The 19,921-nt window shown below is 68.9% G+C and carries 17 protein-coding genes and 2 pseudogenes; 9 read left to right on the top strand and 10 right to left on the bottom strand.

Annotated features, from left to right (window positions below):
- Positions 1–217 precede the first annotated feature (217 nt).
- Entirely contained in the window at positions 218–958 is a 741-nt protein-coding gene (locus ACFY0P_RS48470) for an SDR family oxidoreductase (protein ID WP_388928901.1), read from the top strand.
- Between the two features lie 33 nt (positions 959–991).
- Here ACFY0P_RS48470 and ACFY0P_RS48465 read toward each other — a convergent pair whose 3' ends face one another.
- Positions 992–3,769 carry an AAA family ATPase gene (locus tag ACFY0P_RS48465; protein WP_388928900.1) on the bottom strand — a complete coding sequence of 926 codons (2,778 nt, stop codon included), beginning with the start codon at positions 3,767–3,769 and terminating at the stop codon, positions 992–994.
- 232 nt (positions 3,770–4,001) lie between these two features.
- On the opposite strand from ACFY0P_RS48465, the gene ACFY0P_RS48460 reads away from it, so the two are divergent.
- The 4 genes from ACFY0P_RS48460 (at position 4,002) to ACFY0P_RS48445 (ending at position 7,361) form a co-directional block, all read left to right on the top strand.
- Entirely contained in the window at positions 4,002–5,027 is a 1,026-nt protein-coding gene (locus tag ACFY0P_RS48460; RefSeq protein WP_388928899.1) for an aldo/keto reductase, read from the top strand.
- Between the two features lie 33 nt (positions 5,028–5,060).
- Positions 5,061–5,957, top strand: coding sequence for an aldo/keto reductase (locus tag ACFY0P_RS48455; RefSeq protein WP_388928898.1), 897 nt, complete (start codon positions 5,061–5,063; stop codon positions 5,955–5,957).
- A gap of 51 nt (positions 5,958–6,008) precedes the next feature.
- Positions 6,009–6,773, top strand: coding sequence for an SDR family NAD(P)-dependent oxidoreductase (locus tag ACFY0P_RS48450; RefSeq protein WP_388928897.1), 765 nt, complete (start codon positions 6,009–6,011; stop codon positions 6,771–6,773).
- A 114-nt stretch (positions 6,774–6,887) separates the two neighbouring features.
- On the top strand, positions 6,888–7,361 hold the full coding sequence (locus ACFY0P_RS48445) for a nuclear transport factor 2 family protein (RefSeq protein WP_388928896.1): 474 nt from the start codon (positions 6,888–6,890) through the stop codon (positions 7,359–7,361).
- A gap of 299 nt (positions 7,362–7,660) precedes the next feature.
- Here the strand turns inward: ACFY0P_RS48445 and ACFY0P_RS48440 are convergent, their stop codons facing one another.
- The 3 genes from ACFY0P_RS48440 to ACFY0P_RS48430 form a co-directional block, all read right to left on the bottom strand.
- Positions 7,661–7,945 carry a hypothetical protein gene (locus ACFY0P_RS48440; protein WP_208032324.1) on the bottom strand — a complete coding sequence of 95 codons (285 nt, stop codon included), beginning with the start codon at positions 7,943–7,945 and terminating at the stop codon, positions 7,661–7,663.
- 245 nt (positions 7,946–8,190) lie between these two features.
- Complete coding sequence (locus ACFY0P_RS48435; RefSeq protein WP_388928895.1) at positions 8,191–8,496, bottom strand: hypothetical protein; 306 nt, start codon at positions 8,494–8,496, stop codon at positions 8,191–8,193.
- 1,002 nt (positions 8,497–9,498) lie between these two features.
- A complete protein-coding gene (locus ACFY0P_RS48430; RefSeq protein ID WP_388928894.1) occupies positions 9,499–10,371 on the bottom strand; it encodes an aldo/keto reductase family oxidoreductase in 873 nt (290 codons plus the stop codon).
- A 140-nt stretch (positions 10,372–10,511) separates the two neighbouring features.
- On the opposite strand from ACFY0P_RS48430, the gene ACFY0P_RS48425 reads away from it, so the two are divergent.
- The 3 genes and pseudogenes from ACFY0P_RS48425 to ACFY0P_RS48415 form a co-directional block, all read left to right on the top strand.
- Entirely contained in the window at positions 10,512–10,946 is a 435-nt protein-coding gene (locus ACFY0P_RS48425) for a winged helix-turn-helix transcriptional regulator (RefSeq protein WP_388928950.1), read from the top strand.
- A 604-nt stretch (positions 10,947–11,550) separates the two neighbouring features.
- Positions 11,551–12,039, top strand: coding sequence for a DUF4240 domain-containing protein (locus ACFY0P_RS48420; protein ID WP_388928893.1), 489 nt, complete (start codon positions 11,551–11,553; stop codon positions 12,037–12,039).
- 131 nt (positions 12,040–12,170) lie between these two features.
- Positions 12,171–12,460: pseudogene (locus ACFY0P_RS48415) on the top strand (transposase); the annotation flags it as partial.
- Between the two features lie 4 nt (positions 12,461–12,464).
- Here the strand turns inward: ACFY0P_RS48415 and ACFY0P_RS48410 are convergent.
- From ACFY0P_RS48410 to ACFY0P_RS48385, 6 genes and pseudogenes are all read right to left on the bottom strand, one after another.
- Positions 12,465–12,830, bottom strand: coding sequence for an MMPL family transporter (locus ACFY0P_RS48410; RefSeq protein ID WP_388928949.1), 366 nt, complete (start codon positions 12,828–12,830; stop codon positions 12,465–12,467).
- A 721-nt stretch (positions 12,831–13,551) separates the two neighbouring features.
- Positions 13,552–14,412: pseudogene (locus ACFY0P_RS48405) on the bottom strand (MMPL family transporter); the annotation flags it as partial.
- A 397-nt stretch (positions 14,413–14,809) separates the two neighbouring features.
- The gene (locus ACFY0P_RS48400; RefSeq protein WP_388928892.1) at positions 14,810–15,733 is read right to left on the bottom strand and encodes a ketopantoate reductase family protein; all 924 of its coding nucleotides are present in this window, start codon (positions 15,731–15,733) and stop codon (positions 14,810–14,812) included.
- 66 nt (positions 15,734–15,799) lie between these two features.
- Positions 15,800–17,386, bottom strand: coding sequence for an MFS transporter (locus ACFY0P_RS48395; RefSeq protein ID WP_388928891.1), 1,587 nt, complete (start codon positions 17,384–17,386; stop codon positions 15,800–15,802).
- Positions 17,387–17,423: 37 nt separating this feature from the next.
- Positions 17,424–19,007: an MFS transporter gene (locus ACFY0P_RS48390; protein WP_388928890.1), complete on the bottom strand. Its 1,584-nt coding sequence runs from the start codon at positions 19,005–19,007 to the stop codon at positions 17,424–17,426.
- Between the two features lie 17 nt (positions 19,008–19,024).
- Positions 19,025–19,777, bottom strand: a complete 753-nt coding sequence (locus ACFY0P_RS48385; RefSeq protein WP_388928889.1) for an SDR family NAD(P)-dependent oxidoreductase — start codon at positions 19,775–19,777, stop codon at positions 19,025–19,027.
- Positions 19,778–19,814: 37 nt separating this feature from the next.
- On the opposite strand from ACFY0P_RS48385, the gene ACFY0P_RS48380 reads away from it, so the two are divergent.
- Positions 19,815–19,921, top strand: a 107-nt coding sequence (locus tag ACFY0P_RS48380) for a transposase (protein ID WP_383779586.1), incomplete at its 3' end; no start/stop codon positions are given.

Below are 19,921 nucleotides of genomic sequence, written 5' to 3'. Positions count from 1 at the left end.
CTGGGGGGGGGGCGCGCGGGGGGGGGGGGGGGGGGGGGGGGGGGGGGGGGGGGGGGGGGGCGGGCGCCGGGGGGGGGCGGGGGGGGGGGGCCCCCCCCCCCCCCCCCCCCCCCCCACCGCCGGGCCGGGAGCAATCTCGGCAGAGGACACCGGCCGCGCTGGAGCACGGGCGGAGCAGACGTGGGAAGAGGCGATCATGGAGCGACTGGATGGCACCGTGGTCCTGGTCACCGGGGCCAGCGGCGGCATTGGCGCGGCGACTGCCGTCGCGCTCGCGCAGCAGGGAGCCGCGGTCGCCCTGGTGGCGCGGCGGCGCGACCGTCTGGAGGCCGTGGCGCGGCAGGTGCTCGACGCGGGCCCTCCCGCGCTGTGTGTCGAGGCGGATGTGACCGACCGCGGGCAGGTGGCCCGGGCGGTGGAGAAGACGGTGGCCCGCTTCGGTCGGTTGGACACCGTGGTCAACAACGCCGGCGCCATGCTCGTCGGCCCCGTCGAGGACGCCCCGCCGGGCGAGTGGGAGCGGATGGTGGCGGTCAACCAGTTGGGGCTGCTCAACGTCACCCGGGCCGCGCAACCGCACCTGGCGAAAGCCGCCGCCTCGGACCCGCGGCACGTGGCCGACGTCGTCAACATCGGTTCGACCGCAGGGCGGGTGGCTCGCCCCGGGACGGCCGTCTACTCCATGACCATGGCCGGCGTGGTGGCCTTCTCCGAGTCTCTGCGGCAGGAGCTGCAGCCGCAGCGGATCCGGGTGAGCGTGGTCGTGCCCGGCACCGTGGGCATCGGACATACCCCGCAGGCGCCGGAGGAGCAACGCGTCGGCGCCGAGGCGCAGGTCCGGAAGATCGAGCGTCTGGCGCCGGAGGACGTGGCGCGCAGCGTGGCGTTCATCGTTGCCAGCCCGCACCGCGTCGCGGTGAACGAAATCCTCGTCCGGGCGGCGGATCAGGCCTGGTGAGGCGGCGGGCCTCGGCGCCGGACCTGGCCAGGCCTAGCGCGGCCCGGCTGAGGATCCGTCGCCCAGGGTCGGCAGCGCCTCCCGCAAGGCTCTGCGTGACGTGATGCCGAGCTTGATGTAGATCTTCCGCAGGTGCCATTCGACGGTCCGCGCGCTGATGAACAGCTCGGCGCCGATCTCCGGGTTGGTGCGTCCGTCCCGGGCCAGGCGCGCAATGTGCTCCTCTTGCGACGTGAGCCCGGTGGCGGCCTGGGACTCCGGTCTGCGGATCTTCTCGCCGGCCGCGGCCAGCTCGCGGCGGGCCCGTTCGGCGAACGCCTCCGCGCCCATGGCGGAGAACCGTTCGTGGGCGGCCCTGAGCTGGTCGCGAGCGTCAGTGGGCCGTTGCTCGCGGCGCAGCCACTCGCCGTACAGCAGCCGTGCCCGCGCGGCTTCGGGGCGCAGCGGCGTGCGGTCGAGCCGCTCGATGGCCGCGGCGTACAGCGGCTCCGCTTCGGTACCGCCGGTGAGCAGGGCTCGGCATCGGCTCTCGATGCCCACCGGCCAGTCCGAGTCGCCCGCGTGTCCGGTCAGTCGTCGCAACGCCTGCTCGGCGACGTCCCGCTTTCCGGCGCGGACGGCCGCCTCGATCAGTTCGGGCAGCACCCACCAGGTGATCTGCGGCAGGTACGTCTCGTCGACGGCCCTCTCCGCGGCTGCCACCGCTTCGGCGTACTGGCCGAGTCCGTTGCGCAGCACCGCTTGCGTCCAGTGCGCGGCCTGCAAGGAGATGCCCTCGCCGCGCTCGACCGCGGCGGCGGCCGTCGCCTCGATCAGCGGGACGGCCTCGTCCACGCGGCCCCGGTATGCGGCGAGCAACGCTGCTCCCAACGGGAACATCCTCGTCCCCGTCGCTTCGGCGATCGTCTCGCCCTCGTTCCGTAGCGCCGCTGCCGCCTTCAGGTCGCCGCTCCACGTGGTGACCAGCTCCTGCACGCCAAGGGAACCGACCAGCGGGGCCAGGGCGCCCGATGCGCGGGCGTGCTCCGTCCATCGGCCGCTCAGCAGGGCGAAGGTGTCGAAGTCCCACAGCAGGACGGCGGCCGTCGCGACGAGGTTGGCGCCCTTCTGGAACCAGCCGGGATCGGGGTCGTGCACGAACGCGTCGACGGCCTGACGCAGGCTAGTAGCCGCGGCGTCCGGTCCTTCGTCGATCAGGGTCGCCAGGCCGCGCAGCAGCAGGTGGGCCGGGCCGGGCGACGGCTCCGCCAGGGCCCGCGACTGCAAGGTCGCCCGTGACACCACCGGAAGATGCCCGCCGGATTCGGCGAACCGGCCGGCGACCAGGGAAGCAGCCCAGGCGTCGAGGTAGGTCTCCCGCGCCAGACCCGCGTCGAGCCCGTCGAGCTGCGTCGCGACCCGCAGGAGCTGCACCGGGGCTGAGCGCCCGGGGACCGCGGCCCAGTCGATCTGCCCCCGCAGCCGCGCCACCAGAGCCCGTTGCAGGTCGGTGTCCGCGTCCGCCTCGGCTTCGGCCACCAGCCCTGCGGCGGTCTGCAGCGAGCCCGCCTGCAGGTGTGCCGACGCGGCCGCCAGCGTACGGTCCGCCCGCGTACCAGGACGCTCGGTGAGCGTCGCCGCCCGCTGCAGGAACCCGGCGGCGGCCGACAAACCGCCGCGGGCCTCGGCCCGTCCCGCCGCCCGCTCCAGCTCCACGGCGATGTCCTCGTCCGGCGCGGTGGCGGCTGCGGCCCGGTGCGACAGCCGGCGTTCGGGATCGGCCTGCGGATCCGTCGCCTCGGCGAGCGCCTGGTGCGCGGTTCGGCGCTGCTCCGGGCTTGCTGCCGCATACGCCGCCGACCGCACCAGCGGATGCCGGAAGCGCACCAACGAATCGATGACGAGCAACTGCTCCGCCTCGACGGCCGCGGCCTCCTCGCGTCCCAGGCCCAGGGCGCGCGCCGCACGCCACACGAGTACCGGATCGGCGGTCGGCTCGGCCGCGGCCAGCACCAGGAACATCCGTGCTGCCTCGGGCAGGCCCGCGATCCGCTGCAGGTAGAGGTCGTGCAGCATGCCGGTCATGGACGGCCGGCCGGCGAAGCCGCCGGCCAGCTCCTCCGCGCTCATCCCGCCGGCCAGCTCCACCAGGGCCAGCGGGTTTCCGCGGGTCTCGGCGATCAGCCGGTCGCGGACCCGTCCCTCCAGACGCCCGGGAACGGTCGCGGTCAGCAGCTCGCGCGCGTCCTCGTCGGTCAGCCCGCCGAGCGTCAGGCCCGGCAACGCGGCGAACCCCGGGTCATCGGCGTCCCCGGCGTCTGACCGCACGGCGAACAACAGCAGCACGGACTCGGCGTTCAGCCGCCGGCCGACGAACCCGAGCACCTGCTTGGACACGCTGTCCAGCCACTGGGCGTCGTCGACGAGGCAGACCAGCGGCTGCTCGGCCGCGACCTCGGACAGCAGGCCGAGCGTCGCCAGGCCGACGATGAACGGATCCGGAGGACTTCCGCCGGCCAGCCCGAAGGCCACCCGGATCGCCTGCTGCTGGGGAGCCGGCAGGACGTCGAGCCGGTCGAGCATCGGCGCGCACAGCTGGTGGAGCGCGGCGAACGGCAGCTCCATCTCCGACTCGACGCCGCAGACCTCTCGGACCTGGAACCCGAACGCCTGACGTGCGCAGTACTGCATCAGGGCTGTCTTGCCGATGCCGGCTTCGCCGCGGACGACCAGGACCGAGCCGGCCCCGTGACGGGCGTCGGCGAGCAGGGCGTCGAGTTCGATCCGCTCACGGGCGCGCCCCATGAAGGCAGCACTCCGCGATCTGGACATGCACACAGGGTACGGGCGCGGGCTGAGGTCCGGCACTCACATCGCACCCCCGTCGCTCCCCCAGGTCTCGCCGGGGGTCGCGTGCCTGCCCGGGGCTGCCTGCCGGGACCCGTGGGTCCTCCCAGGGACTTGCCTGGGGGCAAGGGACCTCCTGGAAACCACTCTGGAGCTACCGGCCCTGAACCGCATGCGGGGCCGCCACCAGCACAACCGGATGGGACAGGTGACAACGATGAAGAGCGTGAAACTCGGCCGTCAGGGTCTTACGGTCAGCGCCCTCGGCTTCGGCTGCATGGGCATGAGCACCACGTACGGGCCCAGCGATGACGAGGCCAGCCGTGCCACCCTCGCGCGGGCAGTCGACCTCGGGGTGACGCTGTTCGACACGGCCGAGACGTACGGGCCGTTCCACAACGAGCGCCTCGTGGGCAGCGCCCTGGCCCCCGTCCGCGACCGGGTACGGATCGCGACCAAGGTGGGCTTCGTCTTCGACGACGACGGAAACATGGTGACCCACGACGGGGGCCGGCCCGCCGTCGACTGCAGCCCAGAGCACCTGCGCACCGCCGTGGACGGTTCGCTGGGCCGCCTCGGCGTGGACCAGATCGACCTGCTCTACCTGCACCGCATCGACTCGAAGATCCCGATCGAGGACTCCGTCGGCGCCATGGCGGAGCTGGTCGCGGCCGGCAAGGTCGGCCACATCGGCCTGTCCGAGGCGTCCGCCGCCACCATCCGACGCGCCCACGCGACGCATCCCCTCACGGCCGTGCAGAGCGAGTACTCGCTCTTCGAGCGCGGCGTGGAGCACAACGGGGTCCTCGACACCGTCCAGGAACTCGGCATCGGCTTCGTCCCGTACTCACCGCTCGGCCGCGGCATGCTCACCGGTGCGCTGACCAGCCTCGAAGGCCTCCACGACAGCGACTTCCGGCGCCACGACCCGCGCTTCCAGGGCGAGAACCTCGACGCCAACCTGCGGCTCGTGGCCGCGATCGGCCAGGTGGCCGCCGGCAAGGGGGTGCTGCCCTCGCAACTCGCCCTCGCCTGGCTCCTCGACCAAAGCCACGTGCCCATCCCGGGTACCCGCCGGATCCAGTACCTGGAGGACAACGCGGCCTCCCCCGACATCGTCCTCACCGACGCCGACCGCGCCGCGCTCGAGGACGCCGCCCCCATGGGCACAGCCGTCGGCGACCGCTACCCCGCCGGGATGCTCGCGACCCTCGACACCGACGCAGGGCCCCGGCAGTACTGACCAAACCCGCCACCAATCGAACAAGGAGGACCCATGTCCACAACGACAGAACCGACCACCGAGACGATCACGATCGGCGGAGAGCTGACCGTGGGGCGGATGGGCTTCGGCGCCATGCGGTTGACCGGTGATCAGGTGTGGGGCGAGTACCCGGACCACGACGGCGGAATTGCCCTGCTGCGCCAGGTCGTCGACTCGGGGGTCACGTTCATCGACACCGCCGACGTCTACGGGCCGCACTCCAACGAGCTGCTGATTCGCGAGGCGCTCCATCCGTACCCCGACGACCTCGTGATCGCGACCAAGGGCGGCTTTGTCCGCGGCGGATACCCGTACGACACCCTCGGCGCGGTCGGCAATCCGAACTACCTGCGGCAGTGCGTGCACATGAGCCTGCGGCGCCTCGGCCTGGACCGCATCGACCTGTACTACCTCCACAGCGGAAGGGCGACCGACGCACCGTTCGAGGACCAGGTCAGCGTTTTGGCCGAGTTCAAGGAGCAGGGCCTGATCCGCCACATCGGCCTGTCGAACGTCACCGTCGACCAGTTCGAGGCGGCCCGCCGCATCGTGGACATCGCCGCCATCACCGCCGAGTACAACCTCGCCAGCCGGGCCGGCGCCGCCCAGCTGGCCGCCGCCGAGCGCGCCGACGTCGTGTTCTCCCCCTGGGGACCGACCCGGATCGACGGCCCCGACACGCTGCACATCAGGGACGAGGTGCAGGCCATCGCCCAGTGCCACGGCGCGACGCGGCAGCAGGTCGCGCTCGCCTGGCATCTGCACCAGTCGCCGAACAGCCTGCCGATCCCGGGCACGACGACGCCCGGTCACTTCGCCGAGAACATGGCGGCCGCCAAGCTCCGCCTGTCCGACGACGAGGTCCAGCGGCTCACCGAGCTCACCTCCGAGGTCCGGCCCGACAGCTGACCCCGGTCCCCCTTCACACCACCAGCAGACGTACGAGAAGAGGTGCCACAAATGAACAAGCTGTTCGAAGGAAAACGGGCGTTCGTCACCGGCGGAGGCTCCGGGATCGGCCGGGCGAGCGCCATAGCCCTGGCGGCCGAAGGGTGCTTCGTCACCGTCGCCGGGCGGACCGAGCAATCGCTGGAGAGCACCGTGCGCGCGATCACCGAGATCGGCGGGTCGGCACAGGCGGTCAAGTGCGACGTGACCGTCGAGTCGATGGTGCGATCCGCGGTGGCGGCCGCGGCGGGCGACGAGGGACAGCTCGACGTCGCCGTCAACAGCGCGGGCTACGACGGCTCGGCGTCCCTGCCGACCCACGAGTGGACGAGCGAGATGGTGGAAGACATGCTCACGGCCAACGTGCGCGGCACGTTCCTGGCCATGAAGTACGAGCTCGAGCTCATGAACCGCCAGGGCTCCGGCGCCATCGTCAACATCGGCTCGGGCGCGGGACTGCTCGGTGTCCCCGGCCACGCCGGGTACGTCGCCTCCAAGCACGCGGGCATCGGTCTGACCCGCAGCGCCGCCCTCGACTACGCGGCCAAGGGCATCCGGGTCAACGCGGTCGCCCCCGGCCTGGTCGACACGGGCCTGCTGCACACCCCGTCCGGGGAGTTCTACGACTACATACTGCCGCTGATCGCCAACCACCCCATCGGCCGTATCGCGCAGCCCAGCGAGATCGCCGACGCCGTGGTGTGGCTGGCCTCGGCCAAGTCCAGCTTCGTCACCGGCGTGGCGCTGCCCGTCGACGGTGGCCTCAGCGCCGCATGAGCGTGCAGCGCGACGACGCCCTACCGGCCGGCGCACGCGCCGGCCGGTCGTCGCATTGCCGCTTCGTACTGCTTGACACCACTTGATACGGCACGCCATGAGGAGGAGACCAACATGAGTTCCCACGCCACGATCACCCCGGAAGAGGCGGCGGACCGGCTCGCGATCCGCGAACTGATCAACGCCTACGCCCACTTCGCCGACCGTCGGCAGGCAGGCAGCCAGGCCGCGCTGTACGCCCCGGAAGCCAGGACCTTGGTCTACACCGCCGACCCGTCCACCTCTGAGCCGGTGCAGGTACTGGTCGGCCGCGACGCCCACGTCGAGGGCTTCATGTCGTTGAACCAGTACGTCGCGACGACGCACTTCAACGGCCAGAGCACGATTGACGTGGCCTTTGGGGCGGGCCGAGCCACCGGCGAGACCTACTGCCTAGCCCACCACCTGCTCGAAGGCGACGACGGCCGCAAACTCATCCTCATGTCGATCCGCTACGAGGACACCTTCGCCGAGCACGAGGGCGAGTGGCTCTTCGCCGAGCGCAAGCTCATCATCGACTGGACGGACACTCGGCCGTCGGTGCCGTAGCCCTGGAGGCGTCGCCGCTGGCGTGGGCGAGTCGAGACGGCCACGCCTGTGGTTGCTACGTGCGGCACGTGACGCCGGTCATGCAAGCTGCGGGGCTTCGCAGGAAGGGCAGTGACCAGGACGGCGGGCTCCCCACCAACCGGGATGCAGTCAAAACCCTCCGGATGAGTGCCCACTGAAGCTGCTCAGCTTCTCGGCCAGGGCTCCTGGGACTCACATAAACCACAAACCCGACTCCTCTGGGGCTCTGGGCTTACGTGACCACGGAACGGCATCCCGCCAAGACCCTGTCGACGGGCCTACTCGCCCGGCGGAACTCGAACGAACCCCTCGGTCCAATCGTCCTCATCGAGTTCGCAGGCGTCGAAGTAGAAGCATTCCGGTTCATCACGGAAGCCCGGTAGCAGTCGAGCCTGACGGACGCGCTCCTCAACCCGTTCAAGGGTTGAGTAGATACCGAGCAGTTTTACGTCGTCGCCGTCCGACTCGTCGCAGAAGACGCCGCTCTCATCGACGTGCACTGTCGAGCCGTCGTCGCCGGCTTCGTTCTGGTGGCCGACATGCCACAGCGGATACACGATCACGGGCGCGAAGCTACCAGCACGTGAGTTCGTGGACGTTCGGCGCCCGTCGTCTCCTGGGACCCCAGGACCACAAACCGGGCATCAGGCGACTTCGCCGAGGCCCTGGCTTCTCGGCCACGAGGTCCCCCCTGAACTTCGAAGGCGACGGCCACGGTCCGTCCCAGACCATCGAATGGCAATCCGGCCGCACCGTCGAACTGCGCCATCGATAGCGGCATGCCGCCCACATCGGCACCTGGTCAAACTCACCCCGGCGTCAGGGTGACGCCGGATAGCAGGTGGTCATGATCGGTATCCCGCATGCTGCCCGTGAAGCCGTAGGAGGCGGCGTTCAGCTCCTTCTCCTTGCCGGTGGCCGACGTCGAGGGGCGGATGCCGGAGGTACAGCCGCCCTTGCGGCAGATCGTCGACGCCAGGTTCGACTGGGTGACCGCCGGGGAGATCGCGCCCGGCGTGCACTTCGGGTCCTCTTGGTCGTCGCGGTCACCGCCGCGACCATCGGCGACCAGGACGCCGCCGCGGGCCCGCTGGGGCGGCTGGGCCGGCTGCACCGTGACATCACCCTGGTCTGGGCCGGCGGCGGCTACACCGGCGGCCTGGTCGACTGGTCCCGGCAAATAACTCGCCCTCACCCGGGAGATCGTCAAAGGCACCGACGACATGAGGGGGTTCGTGGTGCTGCCGAGGCGTTGGGTGGCAGAGCGCATATGCGCGTGGTCGATGAACTCCCGCCGCCTGGCCCGCGATTACGAAACTCTGCCCGCTACCAGCGAGGCGATGATCCGGCGGTCGATGATCACGCGGATGAGCCGACGTCTGGCACGGTCACAGGCCGCCGCCCGGCACTGAATGCCCCGGCTCCTCCAAGAAGAGCCACCCGCGCTCCACCAGGCCCGTCTGGCCTTCCAACGCACCCCCTCGACCTTCGCCGACGTCGCGTCCAGGCCCAGCTCCACCGCGATCTCCCTGGCCTTCGGCGATCCCTGACCCGCTGAGGGCCGCTGCTCCAGCACACCAGGATCCGCTGGTAGTCCGGCGCCGGCACCGTCACCGGCAATCCGTCCTGCCAGGACGGCACCGTCGACCCCGGTACGGGCGAGGCCGCAGTTTCCTGCTCCGCCTCCGCCTCCGCCTCGGCCTCGGCAGTGGACTCGGCGGCGGAGGCGGCCAACACCTCGACCAGCTCCTCCCGCGCGATCACCCGCCCGTCCAGCTCGATCTCCGCGGTCTCCACCACCCCGACCAGCCGCGCGACTTCCTCCCACAGCCCTTCCACCCGCACACGGGCAGTCGCCTCCCGCTCCTCCAGCATTCCCAGCACCCACGCCACCGCGCACCCCTCGGCCATCGAGCGGACACAAGACGCCGCATCCCTGCCTCGCTCCGAGCGAGACCATGCTGACCAGCAGAAATCAAACGATCACGTCCGGTTGAGGGACAGCTTCTGAAGTCAACCAGGTGAGGGAGAATCTCGTCTTGCTTCGGCCCCTGTCGCGCGAAGGTGGCCGGGGCCGAGACTTGAACGGTGGCTTCGGCATTGGCTTGTGGGCCGTTCAGCGGCCGATGTCGTCCAGCTCGGTCAAGTCCTCATGCGAGAGGGAAAGTCCCGCGCCGACGATGTTCTCGCGCAGGTGTGCCGTCGATGACGTGCCTGGGATGAGCAGGATGTTCGGTGATCGCTGCAGCAGCCAGGCCAGTGCGACGGACATCTGTGTCGCCTCCAATCGAGCAGCGACCGCAGAGAGCGCCGAGGACTGCAGCGGGGTAAAGCCCCCGAGGGGGAAGAAGGGCACGTACGCGACGCCGTCGGTGGCGAGCCGGTCGATGAGCTTGTCGTCGTGGCGGTGGGCGAGGTTGTACAGGTTCTGCACGCACACGATCGGCGCGATGCTCTGCGCCTCGGTCACTTGCTCCTCGGTGGCGTTGCTGACCCCGAGGTGACGGATCAGGCCCTGCTGCTGGAGTTCCACGAGCGTCTCGAACGCCTCGGCGAGCGAGCCCGGCTGGGGACCTTCGGCATTGCCGAGTCGGAGGTTGACCAGGTCGAGTACGTCGAGCCGGAGGGACTTGAGGTTGTCGTGGACCTGGCGGCGCAGATCTTCGGGGCGCCGGGCCGTGGGCCAGCCACCCTGCTCGTCGCGGGTCGCGCCCACCTTGGTCACGATGTGCAGCAAGTCGGGGTAGGGGTGCAGTGCCTCGCGGATCAACTCGTTGGTGACGCGCGGCCCGTAGGCGTCGCTGGTGTCGATGTGGGTGATACCGAGGTCGACCGCTTCACGCAGAACGGCCAGGGCACCCTCGCGATCGGCGGGCGCCCCCATAACCCTTGGGCCGGCCAGTTGCATGGCGCCGTAGCCGAACCGGGTGACGGTCAGGTCACCCAGGGTCCAGTTGCCGCCGGGAAGGGATCGGGAGGGTGTGCTCATCTTGTTGCCTTTCGTCGCGCGCTTGGGGGTGGCGCATGCTGCCTCCCTGCATCAGCATTGGAGAGAAACTTCCTGACGGGAAGTAGGCACTTGGGAGTGCGTAACCCACCCTTTGGTGAGAGGTGCGATCAGTGACGACGATGAAGGCGGCCCAGAAGAGGGCTCAGGCCAAGGAGGAGTACAACGCCTTCCTTGCAGGGTGCCCCAGCCGGCAGCTTCTCGACCGAATCTCGGACAAGTGGGTCGTCCTGGTCCTGTGTGCGCTGGGCGACAATGAACCTAGCCAGCACGAGGCAGCACACGCAGACGCTCCGAAGGCGATGCGTTACTCCGAGATCGCTCGCCTTCTGGCCGGGGTCAGCCAGAAGATGCTGACCCAGACGCTACGGTCGCTGGAGCACGATGGTCTGCTCACCCGTACCGTGACACCAACCGTCCCTGTCACCGTCTCCTACGAGCTGACCGACCTCGGTCTCTCGCTTCACCACATGATGCGCGGGCTCAGGAACTGGGCGCAGACGCACATGGCCGAGGTCCTCGCAAACCGCGAGAACTACGGCTCTCGCACCTCCTGACGAATCACATCCAACCGTCAAACAACTCCATTTTCTCGGGGCTACACCCCCAACTGCGAAGAGCCATCAACGGGCTTTCACATCCAGCGCGGGCCCTGGTGCGACGGCCGTCATGTCGTGCTCGCCATTGCCTGCAAGCCCGCCTTGGCGTCGGTGATGCACAAGATCAAGAGACTGACGGGGCGAAGTACGACATCGAGACCTGAACACCCAGGCTCAGGAGCGGCGGCCCTGCCGTCCTGAGAGGGCACATTGACGGTGTGCCGAGGGTCTACCTGGTCTTGGGCCTCGCAGTGCAGCACCCAGGGCACCGACGCCAACGGCTACACCACCCTGCCCGGCGGCCCGAAGGGCGTGGGCGTCCGTGCGCAGCAGCTGCTCAAGGGCCTGGGCACCAACGGCGCGGCCTGGTCGGCGTCACGATGGGTGCATTGTCGTTGTCCGGCGGTGTGCTGGTCTGGCGCCGGTTGCGCCGCAGGCCGCGAGGTCTCGAATCGCCCGGCATACTCAAGCCGTGATGGATGTCGAGGATAGACGAGGTGTGCGCCGAGGTTGACGCGCTGGAACTGGACTTCGACGATCGGCGCGACGCGATCGAGCACGCGTGCGAGGAGCAGCTTGTGAGCCGCACGCCTGCCGAGATCATCCAGTTTTCACTGCACCAGTGGCAGCTGCGCGACCATGCCTACGGTACGACCTGTGGGCTGCGGCGTTCCTCATCGAAGGCTGGTGGTGCGATGACGCGTCCATGGACTTCCGCGACGGCCTCATCTCGCTCGGCCGACATCGGTACGAACACGCGCTCGCGGATCCGGACTCTCTCGCTGACCGTCCGACGGGCGGGGACGGCGAGGACGCGCTCATCGGGAACGAGGACTTCAGCCACGTGGCCCACCGGGCCTACCAACGTCTCACAGGTGAACCGGACGGGCTCAGCGAGGCGCTGGAGGCTTCCCCAGAAGCTGGCCCGCTCAGCGCCATGACCGAGCCAGCCGGAACTCGATGGGACGTCGCTGACGACGATGAGATGCGCCGCCACCTGCCACGCCTCGCCGGAATCTTTCTGGACTCGTACTCCAGCGGTGGATCCTGATCACGCAGGCTGCGCCGTGCGGACCTGGTGCGGACACCGTTGATCATCGGCGTCTGAAGACAAACGATCACGCCGTGGCCGCAGGTCACAGCGTAGACCCCGCCCGCTGCCAGGACGCATTCGAGGGTCTGATGGACCGTATCGCGGGCCGATTCGCCCGGGTCGAACCCCGCCGCCGGATACGACGGTTGGTGCTCGGCCTGCTCTCGGGCCTGCCCCGCAAGAACTGCTGGACCATCTCGCCGAGTGGGCTGGGGACGCGACCCCAGATGGCGTGCAGCACCTGCTGAACCGCGCCGAAGGGGACGTCGACTTCGTCCGCGACGACCTACGCGACTACGTGGTCGAGCACCTTCACGAAGACGAGGCCGTCCTCGTGGTCGACTACACCGGCGACGTGAAGAAGGGCACCGGCACCGTGACGGCTATCCGACTGGAGTGAGGTCCTTGCGTTCGTCGGTCTCGGTGAGTCCGACGCGGTCGTGGAGGCGGCGCAGGGGGCGCGGGGCAGTCCAGGCGTGGCGGCCGAGGAGCCGCATGGCGGCCGGCACGAGGATGCCGCGGATCAAGAGGGCGTCGAGAAGGATGGCCAGTCCGCAGCCGAGGCCGAACATCTGCAGGAAGCTGACCGAGGCGGTGCCGAAGGCGAAGAAGCTGACCGCGAGGAGGACGGCCGCGGTCGACACGATCCGTCCGGTGCGCGCCAGTCCCTGGGTGACGGCTCCGAAGGTGCTGGCTCCGCCGTCGTGAAGTTCCTTGATGCGACTGGTGAGGAACACCTCGTAGTCCATCGACAGGCCGAAGGCGATGCAGAACAGGGCCACGGTCATCGCTGTGTCCATCGGGCGCGGGGTGAAGCCGAGCCACGAGGAGAGGTGGCCGTCCTGGAAGATCCACCATCGTGCCGAGGGACGCGGTCATTCCGAGGGCGTTGAGGATGAGGGCCCGGATCGGTTGGGCGATGCTGCCGGTGAACAGGAAGAGCACGATCAGCGTGGTGAGTCCGACCAGGCCTGCGGCGTACGGGAGTCGGGTGTCGATTGCATGGTTGGTGTCGACGAGCCGTGCGGAGTCGCCGGTGACGAGGACGGTGGCGTTGTGCGGGGCGGGGAGCGCCCGGATGTCGCCGACCAGTTGCTGTGCAGCTGTGGAGTGACTGGTGAGATCGGTGGACACGGTGAGCAGGTGGGTGTTGGTGTCCGCCGCGGTGCGGCCGGCGACGTGGGCGACGTGGGGTAGGTGCGCGATTGTGTCCGGCAGTGTGGCCGGGTCGCCTTGGACGACGACCTGCAGTGTGGTCGCCTGGTCGCCATTGAATGCGGTGCGCAGTTCCTCGGAGGTGTGACGTGCTGGCGCCGAGGCGGGCAGGACTCCTTCGTCGGGGGTGCCGAAGACGGCGTGTGCCAGTGGACTCGCCATGGCCAGCAGGAGCGCCAGGGGTGCGAGCGCGACCAGGGGGCGGCGCATCACCGCGCCGGCCAGCCGACCCCAGAAGGGGGCCTCGCTGCCGCGGTGGGTTCGAGACCATGGCAGGCGCCCTGCCTCGACACGTGGACCAAGGACGGTAAGCAGTGCCGGCATGAGGATCAGGGCTGCGGCGGCGGCGATGGTGACCACGCCGATGCCCGCGTAGGCGAACGAGCGCAGGAAGTAGAGAGGGAACATCAGCAACGCGGCCAGTGCGGCGATGACTGTCGCCGCGGAGAACAAGATGGTGCGTCCTGCGGTTCGCACGGTGATCACGACTGCGGTGCGACCATCCAGTCCTTGTCCGGCGAGTTCGCGGTAGCGGGCCACCATGAGCAGGGCGTAGTCGACACCGAGCGCCAGGGCGAGGGCAGTCGTCAGATTGATGGCGTACACCGCCACGTCGGTGATGCGGCCGAGCAGCGAGAGCTCGGCGAAGGTGCCGAGGATCGCCACCAGCCCTACCGCCAGCGGCAGGGTAGCCGCGACGAAGCCGCCGAAAGCAAGGACCAGCAGGAGCAGCGTCAGCGGGATTGCTATGGCCTCGGCGCGGGCGAGGTCCTCTCTGACGTGGGAGTTGACGGTGCGGTTGACTACCGCCCCTCCGCCGGCCTCCACGGTGACGATTTTCGTGTCGTGTGCATAGGTCTTCACGATGTGGTCGATCAGCTCATTGTTGTCGGCGTCGACGTTCGCGACGATCTCGGCGGCTGTGCCGTCCTTGGATTTCAGCGCCGTACTGTGCGTCAGCCAGTATGAGGTGACGTTGTGGACGCCGCTCTCCTGGGCGAGATCGTCGGCCAGTTTGGCCCCGGAGGCTGCCGCAGCAGGTGAGTCGATCGATCCATTGCGAGCCCTGACCAGAAGAACCAAGTTGGGTGCGCCGCCGAAAGTGGTATCCACCATCTCATTGGCGCGGGTGGACTGCGCGCCTTCCGCATCGAAGCCGCCGGTTTTGAGCTGACCGAAAGCGCTGACACCGACGGCGCCCATGGCGATGAGTGCGACAGCGCATAGGACCAGTACGAGTTTTGCTCTGCGGTGAACTGCCTCTGCAAATGCGGTGAGCACAGCGTATTCCTCTCAGGAAAAGGTTCACAGTGGTGACGGTGGAGGGATGAGCTTGTGGTCGAGGTGCCAGATCAGGCGGATGCCGCCTGGCGGACCGGCGCAGGTCCCTCGGAAGGCGGTCGCAGCCCCTGACGGCTGGAAGGCGTCAGCCTTGGGAGTCGGGCCCCATGCGGCCACAGCCGTTGCGTCGGTGCAGGAACCAGGCCTGGACCTGGCGCGGTCAGGGGCAGGGCTATGAAGCGGAGGTCGCCCGGGCGTTGTGCGCTCGCAGCGTCAGGGCCGCGGCCTCCAGTCGGGGGACGGCGAGACCGAAGGCGCGGGCGCGGTTGATCAGGTCGCCGAGGACGTTCTCCACTTCGGTGATCCTGCCCGCGAGGAGTTCCCGTGACAGTGACGAGGTGAGGGGAAGAGCCGCGGCGGTCACCAGTTCGCGGTAGCCGGTGTAGTCGCTCTCGCTCAGCGCGTGTCGCGCCGCTGCTGCGACCGACGCCGCCTCGTCGAGGGTGCTGGTCGCGAAGGCGGCGCCGTCCTCAACAGCGGCAGCGTCACTGATCGTGCCGCGGACCAGCGAGGTAACGGCACCGATCGTCGCGATCATCACCCACTTGGACCACATGGCGTCCACGATGTTGTCCAGCACGGTGACATGGAAGTCCGGTATGGCCAGTGCCTGTGCAACCGCCGCGACGCGGTCGGAGGCGACGCCGTCGAGTTCGCCGACCTGCATCTGCCCCCCGGGCAGCAGCTGGCGGATGTCGCCGTTCGCGTCGAGCTGCGTGACGATCTTCACCACGCCCCCGAGGGTGGCTTCTCCGTATCGCTCGGTGAGCAGGTCCAGGTGCCTCATGCCGTTGAGGAAGGGCACCAGGACTGTTCCTTGCCCGACGCCGGATGCGAGGTCGTCCAGAACGGCGGGCAGTGCGTCGGGCTTCACGCACAGCAGGATGAGGTCGTAGGGCCCGGTCAGCCCTTCCGCGGTGAGACAGCTGGCGTCGATCTTCTCGACCTGCTCACCATCGACGATGCGCAGTCCGGTGTCGCGCAGTTGGGCCGCTCGTCCCGGGCGGACCAGAAAGTCGACCTGCCGGCCCGCACCCACCAGCCGTCCCCCGAGGTAGCCGCCGACAGCGCCAGCCCCAACTATCAGAATTCTCATTGTATTTCCTCCTTTGAAAAGCATTGCAGTGAAAAAATGCGCTTGTTGAAGAAAGGGGTCTGGTTGCTATGCCAGGCCGGATTCCGTTGCCGGGCGGGCGCCTGCAGCTTCGGCCTTCTCACCTCTGGCTGGGGCAGGCAGTTCACTCTGCGTTCCCTTGCGCAGGCCTAGGATCGCGATCGCACAGGCCACGGCCATGATCGTTCCCATGCTGTACATGACCGCCTGGGTCGCCTCGGCGAAGGCGAGCCGCACGAAGTGCGGGACACCGGTAGCGCCACCGCTGCCGCCGGTCCCTGATCCCAGACGGGCAATCTTGGCGGCCTCCCTGTCCGCGACGTCGTGCGGCAGCCCCAGAGCGGTGAAGGACGCCGTCAGCCGGGACTGCAGAGCAGAGGCGAAGAGCGTGCCGAGGACCGCCAGGCCCAGGCTCGCTCCGTAGTTGCGAACCGTCTGGGTTGCCCCTGTCGCCTCGCCGTAAGAGGTCCTCGGCACGCGGTTGAGCGCGTCGGTGTTGGACTGACCGAGCATCAGACCCATGCCTGCGCCGGCCACTACCACGCACCAGATGATCGCGCTCTCGTCCAAGGCGGTCAGTCGGTCGGCCAAGAGGAAGTACCCGGCCGAGGCCAGAGCGCTGCCCAGCACCACCGGTCGTTTTGCGCCCACCCGGTCGAGCAGCCGACCGCCCAGTTGCGCGGCGACCACGAATCCGAAGAAGAAGTACAGCAGGTCCAGGCTTGCCCGAGAGGCGTTCATCCCGAGCGCGACCTCTGCGTATGCGCTCGTGAAGAAGGTCACCGGGACGAAGGTGGCCATGGACACCAGCAGGACGAGGTTTTGCACCAGGAACGACCGGTCCCGGAACAGCCCGATGTCCAGCAGAGGTGACGTACTGCGCGCCTCCACCCGGACGAACCAGGCCAGCAGCGCCACGCCGGCCGCGACGCAGAGCCAGGTTCCCAGGGACCATCCCCACAAGCCGACTTGCTGGAATCCGAAGACGCTCAGTCCTGTGCCGCCGGCTATGAGGGCCAGCCCCTTGTAGTCCATCGGTGCCGGCCGGTGCGAGGTCTGCGGCCGGGCGAGCGCGATCAGCTGCAGTGCGATCAGGGCGACCGGGACGTTGACCCAGAAGATGGCCCGCCACGTCCACTGGGTCAGGTAGCCGCCCAGGACGGGGCCGATCGCGGTCAATCCGCCGGCGATGCCGAAGAACAGGGCGAGCCCACGGCCGCGTTCATGATGCGCGTAGGTGCTGACGACGATCGCCAGCGCCGCTGGATACAGGAGTGCTCCACCCGCGCCCTGCAAGGCACGGAAGGTGATCAGCCATGGTTCGGTGACCGCCCCCGCGGGCGTCAGCCCGCCCAGCGCTGAGGCGACGGCGAAGACGACTACACCGACGACCAGCATGCGCCGATGGCCGACTGTGTCGGCAAGCCGGCCACCGAAGGAGAACAGGGCAGCGAGGACCAGCAAGTAGGCGTTGACAGCCCATTGCACATCGGTGGCGGTCAGGTGGAGTTCGCCCTGCATCGTCGGCGCTGCGATCGACACGATCGTCTGATCGATGAAGGTCATGGCGACCGCGCAGATCGTCGCGGCGAGCGCGAGGTATCGCTGCGACAGGCGCGGGGGGCTGCTGGACATGAAAGGAGGCTCCTTCTCCGGGCAGGGCGCGGGCTGGTCACACGGAGCGGCCGGCGCCCGTTTGGTCTCGCATCCGATGCGCCGGCAGGTCCGCAGGTCCGGGCTGCTGCGGTGGCTGGGCAGGCACGAAGACGGCAGCCAGTAGTGCCCCGGCGACCGCGACGAGTCCCGCGACCACGCACGCGATGCTCAGGCCGTGGTCGAAGGCCCCGATCGCGGCTTGGCGGACGGCCTCGGCAAGGATCGGCCGGCCTTGGGCGGTGAAATGGCCGGAGACATCGGATGCCGCCCCGACGGACTGATGAGCGAGTGAAGCCAGTTGGGGAGACAGCCACGCCGGCAGGGTGTCATCGAGCCGCGAGTTGTAGAGCGTCGCATACACGCTGCCGATGACGGCGACGCCGAGGGTTCCGCCGAGCAAACGGGTGGAGTCGTTGACGGCGGACCCGACACCGGCCTGGTCCGCTGCGACCGCGCCCATGATGGACTCGGTCGCGGGCGCGGATGTCAGGCCCATGCCCAGGCCGTAGACGACCATTTGAACGGTGACGACTCCATAGCTGAGCGTCGGAGAGACGTCACTGGCGAACCAGAAGTAGAAGGACGCCTGAAGAGCCAGTCCGACCGCGACGATCACCTTGGTGCCGACACGGACCGCCAGCCGAGTGCCGAGGGTCGATCCGATGGCCACGGAGACCGCGACCGGGAGCAGATGAACGCCGGCAGACAGGGGGCTGTATCCGCGGACGAACTGGAAGTACTGCGTGATCAGGAAGATGAATCCGAGCAGCGTGAAGTACGCGATGGTGACTGAGGCGCTGGCGGCACTGAAGCGCATGTCCTTGAACAGCCGTACGTCGAGCATCGGTTCGGGAGCGCGGCGCTCGGCGACGAGGAACGCGATCAGCAGGACCAGGGCCCCGGCGAAGCCGGCGAGCGACGCCGGTGACGCCCAACCGCGGTTCGGGGCCTCGATGATGGTGTAGACGAGCAGCCCCATGAAGCCGCTCGACAGAACCAGACCCGCGGAGTCCAGGCGGCGCGGGATGGGGTTTTGCGCCCCTGGGACGCACAGCGCCACCAGAACGACGACGACCGCGGACACCGGGCCCAGAACGTAGAAGATGCTCGACCAGCTGAAGTGCTCGAGCAGGAACCCGCCCACGATCGGCCCGAGCGCGATGGCGATGCCGGCCGTCGCGCCCCACAGGCCGATGGACAGCGCCCTCTCCTTGCGGCTGGTGAAGGCGCCGGTGAGCAGCGCGAGCGTGGCCGGGAAGGTCATCGCGGCCCCCAGGCCCATCACCGCCCTGGCCGCGACGAGTTCCGCCGAGGAGCCGGCATGGCCACCGACGAAGCTCGCCACACCGAACACCAGCAGGCCAGCCATGAGCACGCCCTTGCGGCCGAGCCGGTCCGACAGGCTCCCCGAGGTCAGCAGCAAGGCGGCGAAGACGAGGTTGTAGGCGTCCACCACCCACTGCAGCTGCGTGTTGGAGGCGCCCAACTCCCGGGACAGCGTCGGGAGAGCAACATTGACCAACGTGGTGTCGAGGTTGATCAGGAACGAGGCAAGGAGGAGCGCGACCAGCAGCAGCGCCCTCGACGACGTACGAGTCATGTACCGGCGTCGCTTCATCAGCCCGGGTATCCCGCGATCGTCTCGTGATAGGTCTTCCCGCTGCTCATCCCGAGCAGCCTGGCGATGCGCCGCTTGGTCAGAGCGGTTGCGATCAAGTCGCCGATGCGAGGCGACAAAGCCTCGCCGAGCAGCAGCATGTTCGCCCTACGCGGCAGCACCACCCGGCGCTTCCCTTGCCGGACTGCGGCCACCACGGCTCGCGCCACGTCGTCCGCCGACAGCGGCGTCATGTGCCGGAACGGGGGCGGCATCTCCGCCTCTTTCGCCTCCCGCAGCAAGTCAGTTGCGGTGAGCGCCGGATACACCACTGATACTCGGATACCACCGTCGGCCACCTCCTGGCGGAGACTGTCCGAGAAGGCAGAAACCCCGTGCATCACGACCGCGTACGAGCCGAATCGAGCGAACGCCTTGCGCCCCATCACGGAAGACATGTTCACGATCGCTCCTGAACCCTGCCGCCGAAGCACCGGAAGCACGCGCTGCGTTACGTTGATCATCCCGAAAAGGCTCGCCCGCATCGTTTGACGAACGTTGTCTTCGAACGCCGCCGACTCGACCCAGCCCACCTTCCCGATCCCGGCGTTGTTCACCAGCACATCGATCCGTCCGAACCGGCTCACCGCGGCGTCCACCAGGGCCGTCACCGCTTCGGGGGAGGTCACGTCCGTCGGGACGGACAGCGGTTCTGACCCCAGAGCCCGAACTTCACCCTCGACTGAGGGGCCACGCAGTTTCCGGACAGGCACCCAATAGGGTTGTCCTGAACAAGGAAACGAGGAAGAAGTGGCGCCACCTAGTAAGTACTCGCCGGAGTTCCGCGAGGAAGCCGTCCAGATCGCGTTGAGGTCAAGCAAGACGATCTCCGAAGTCGCCCGGGAGCTTGAGCTGAA

The sequence above is a fragment of the Streptomyces sp. NPDC001714 genome, assembly GCF_042892755.1.
Taxonomy (GTDB): domain Bacteria; phylum Actinomycetota; class Actinomycetes; order Streptomycetales; family Streptomycetaceae; genus Streptomyces.
Note: the sequence above shows the minus strand (reverse complement) of the source record. Positions and strands in the feature narration are given on the sequence as shown.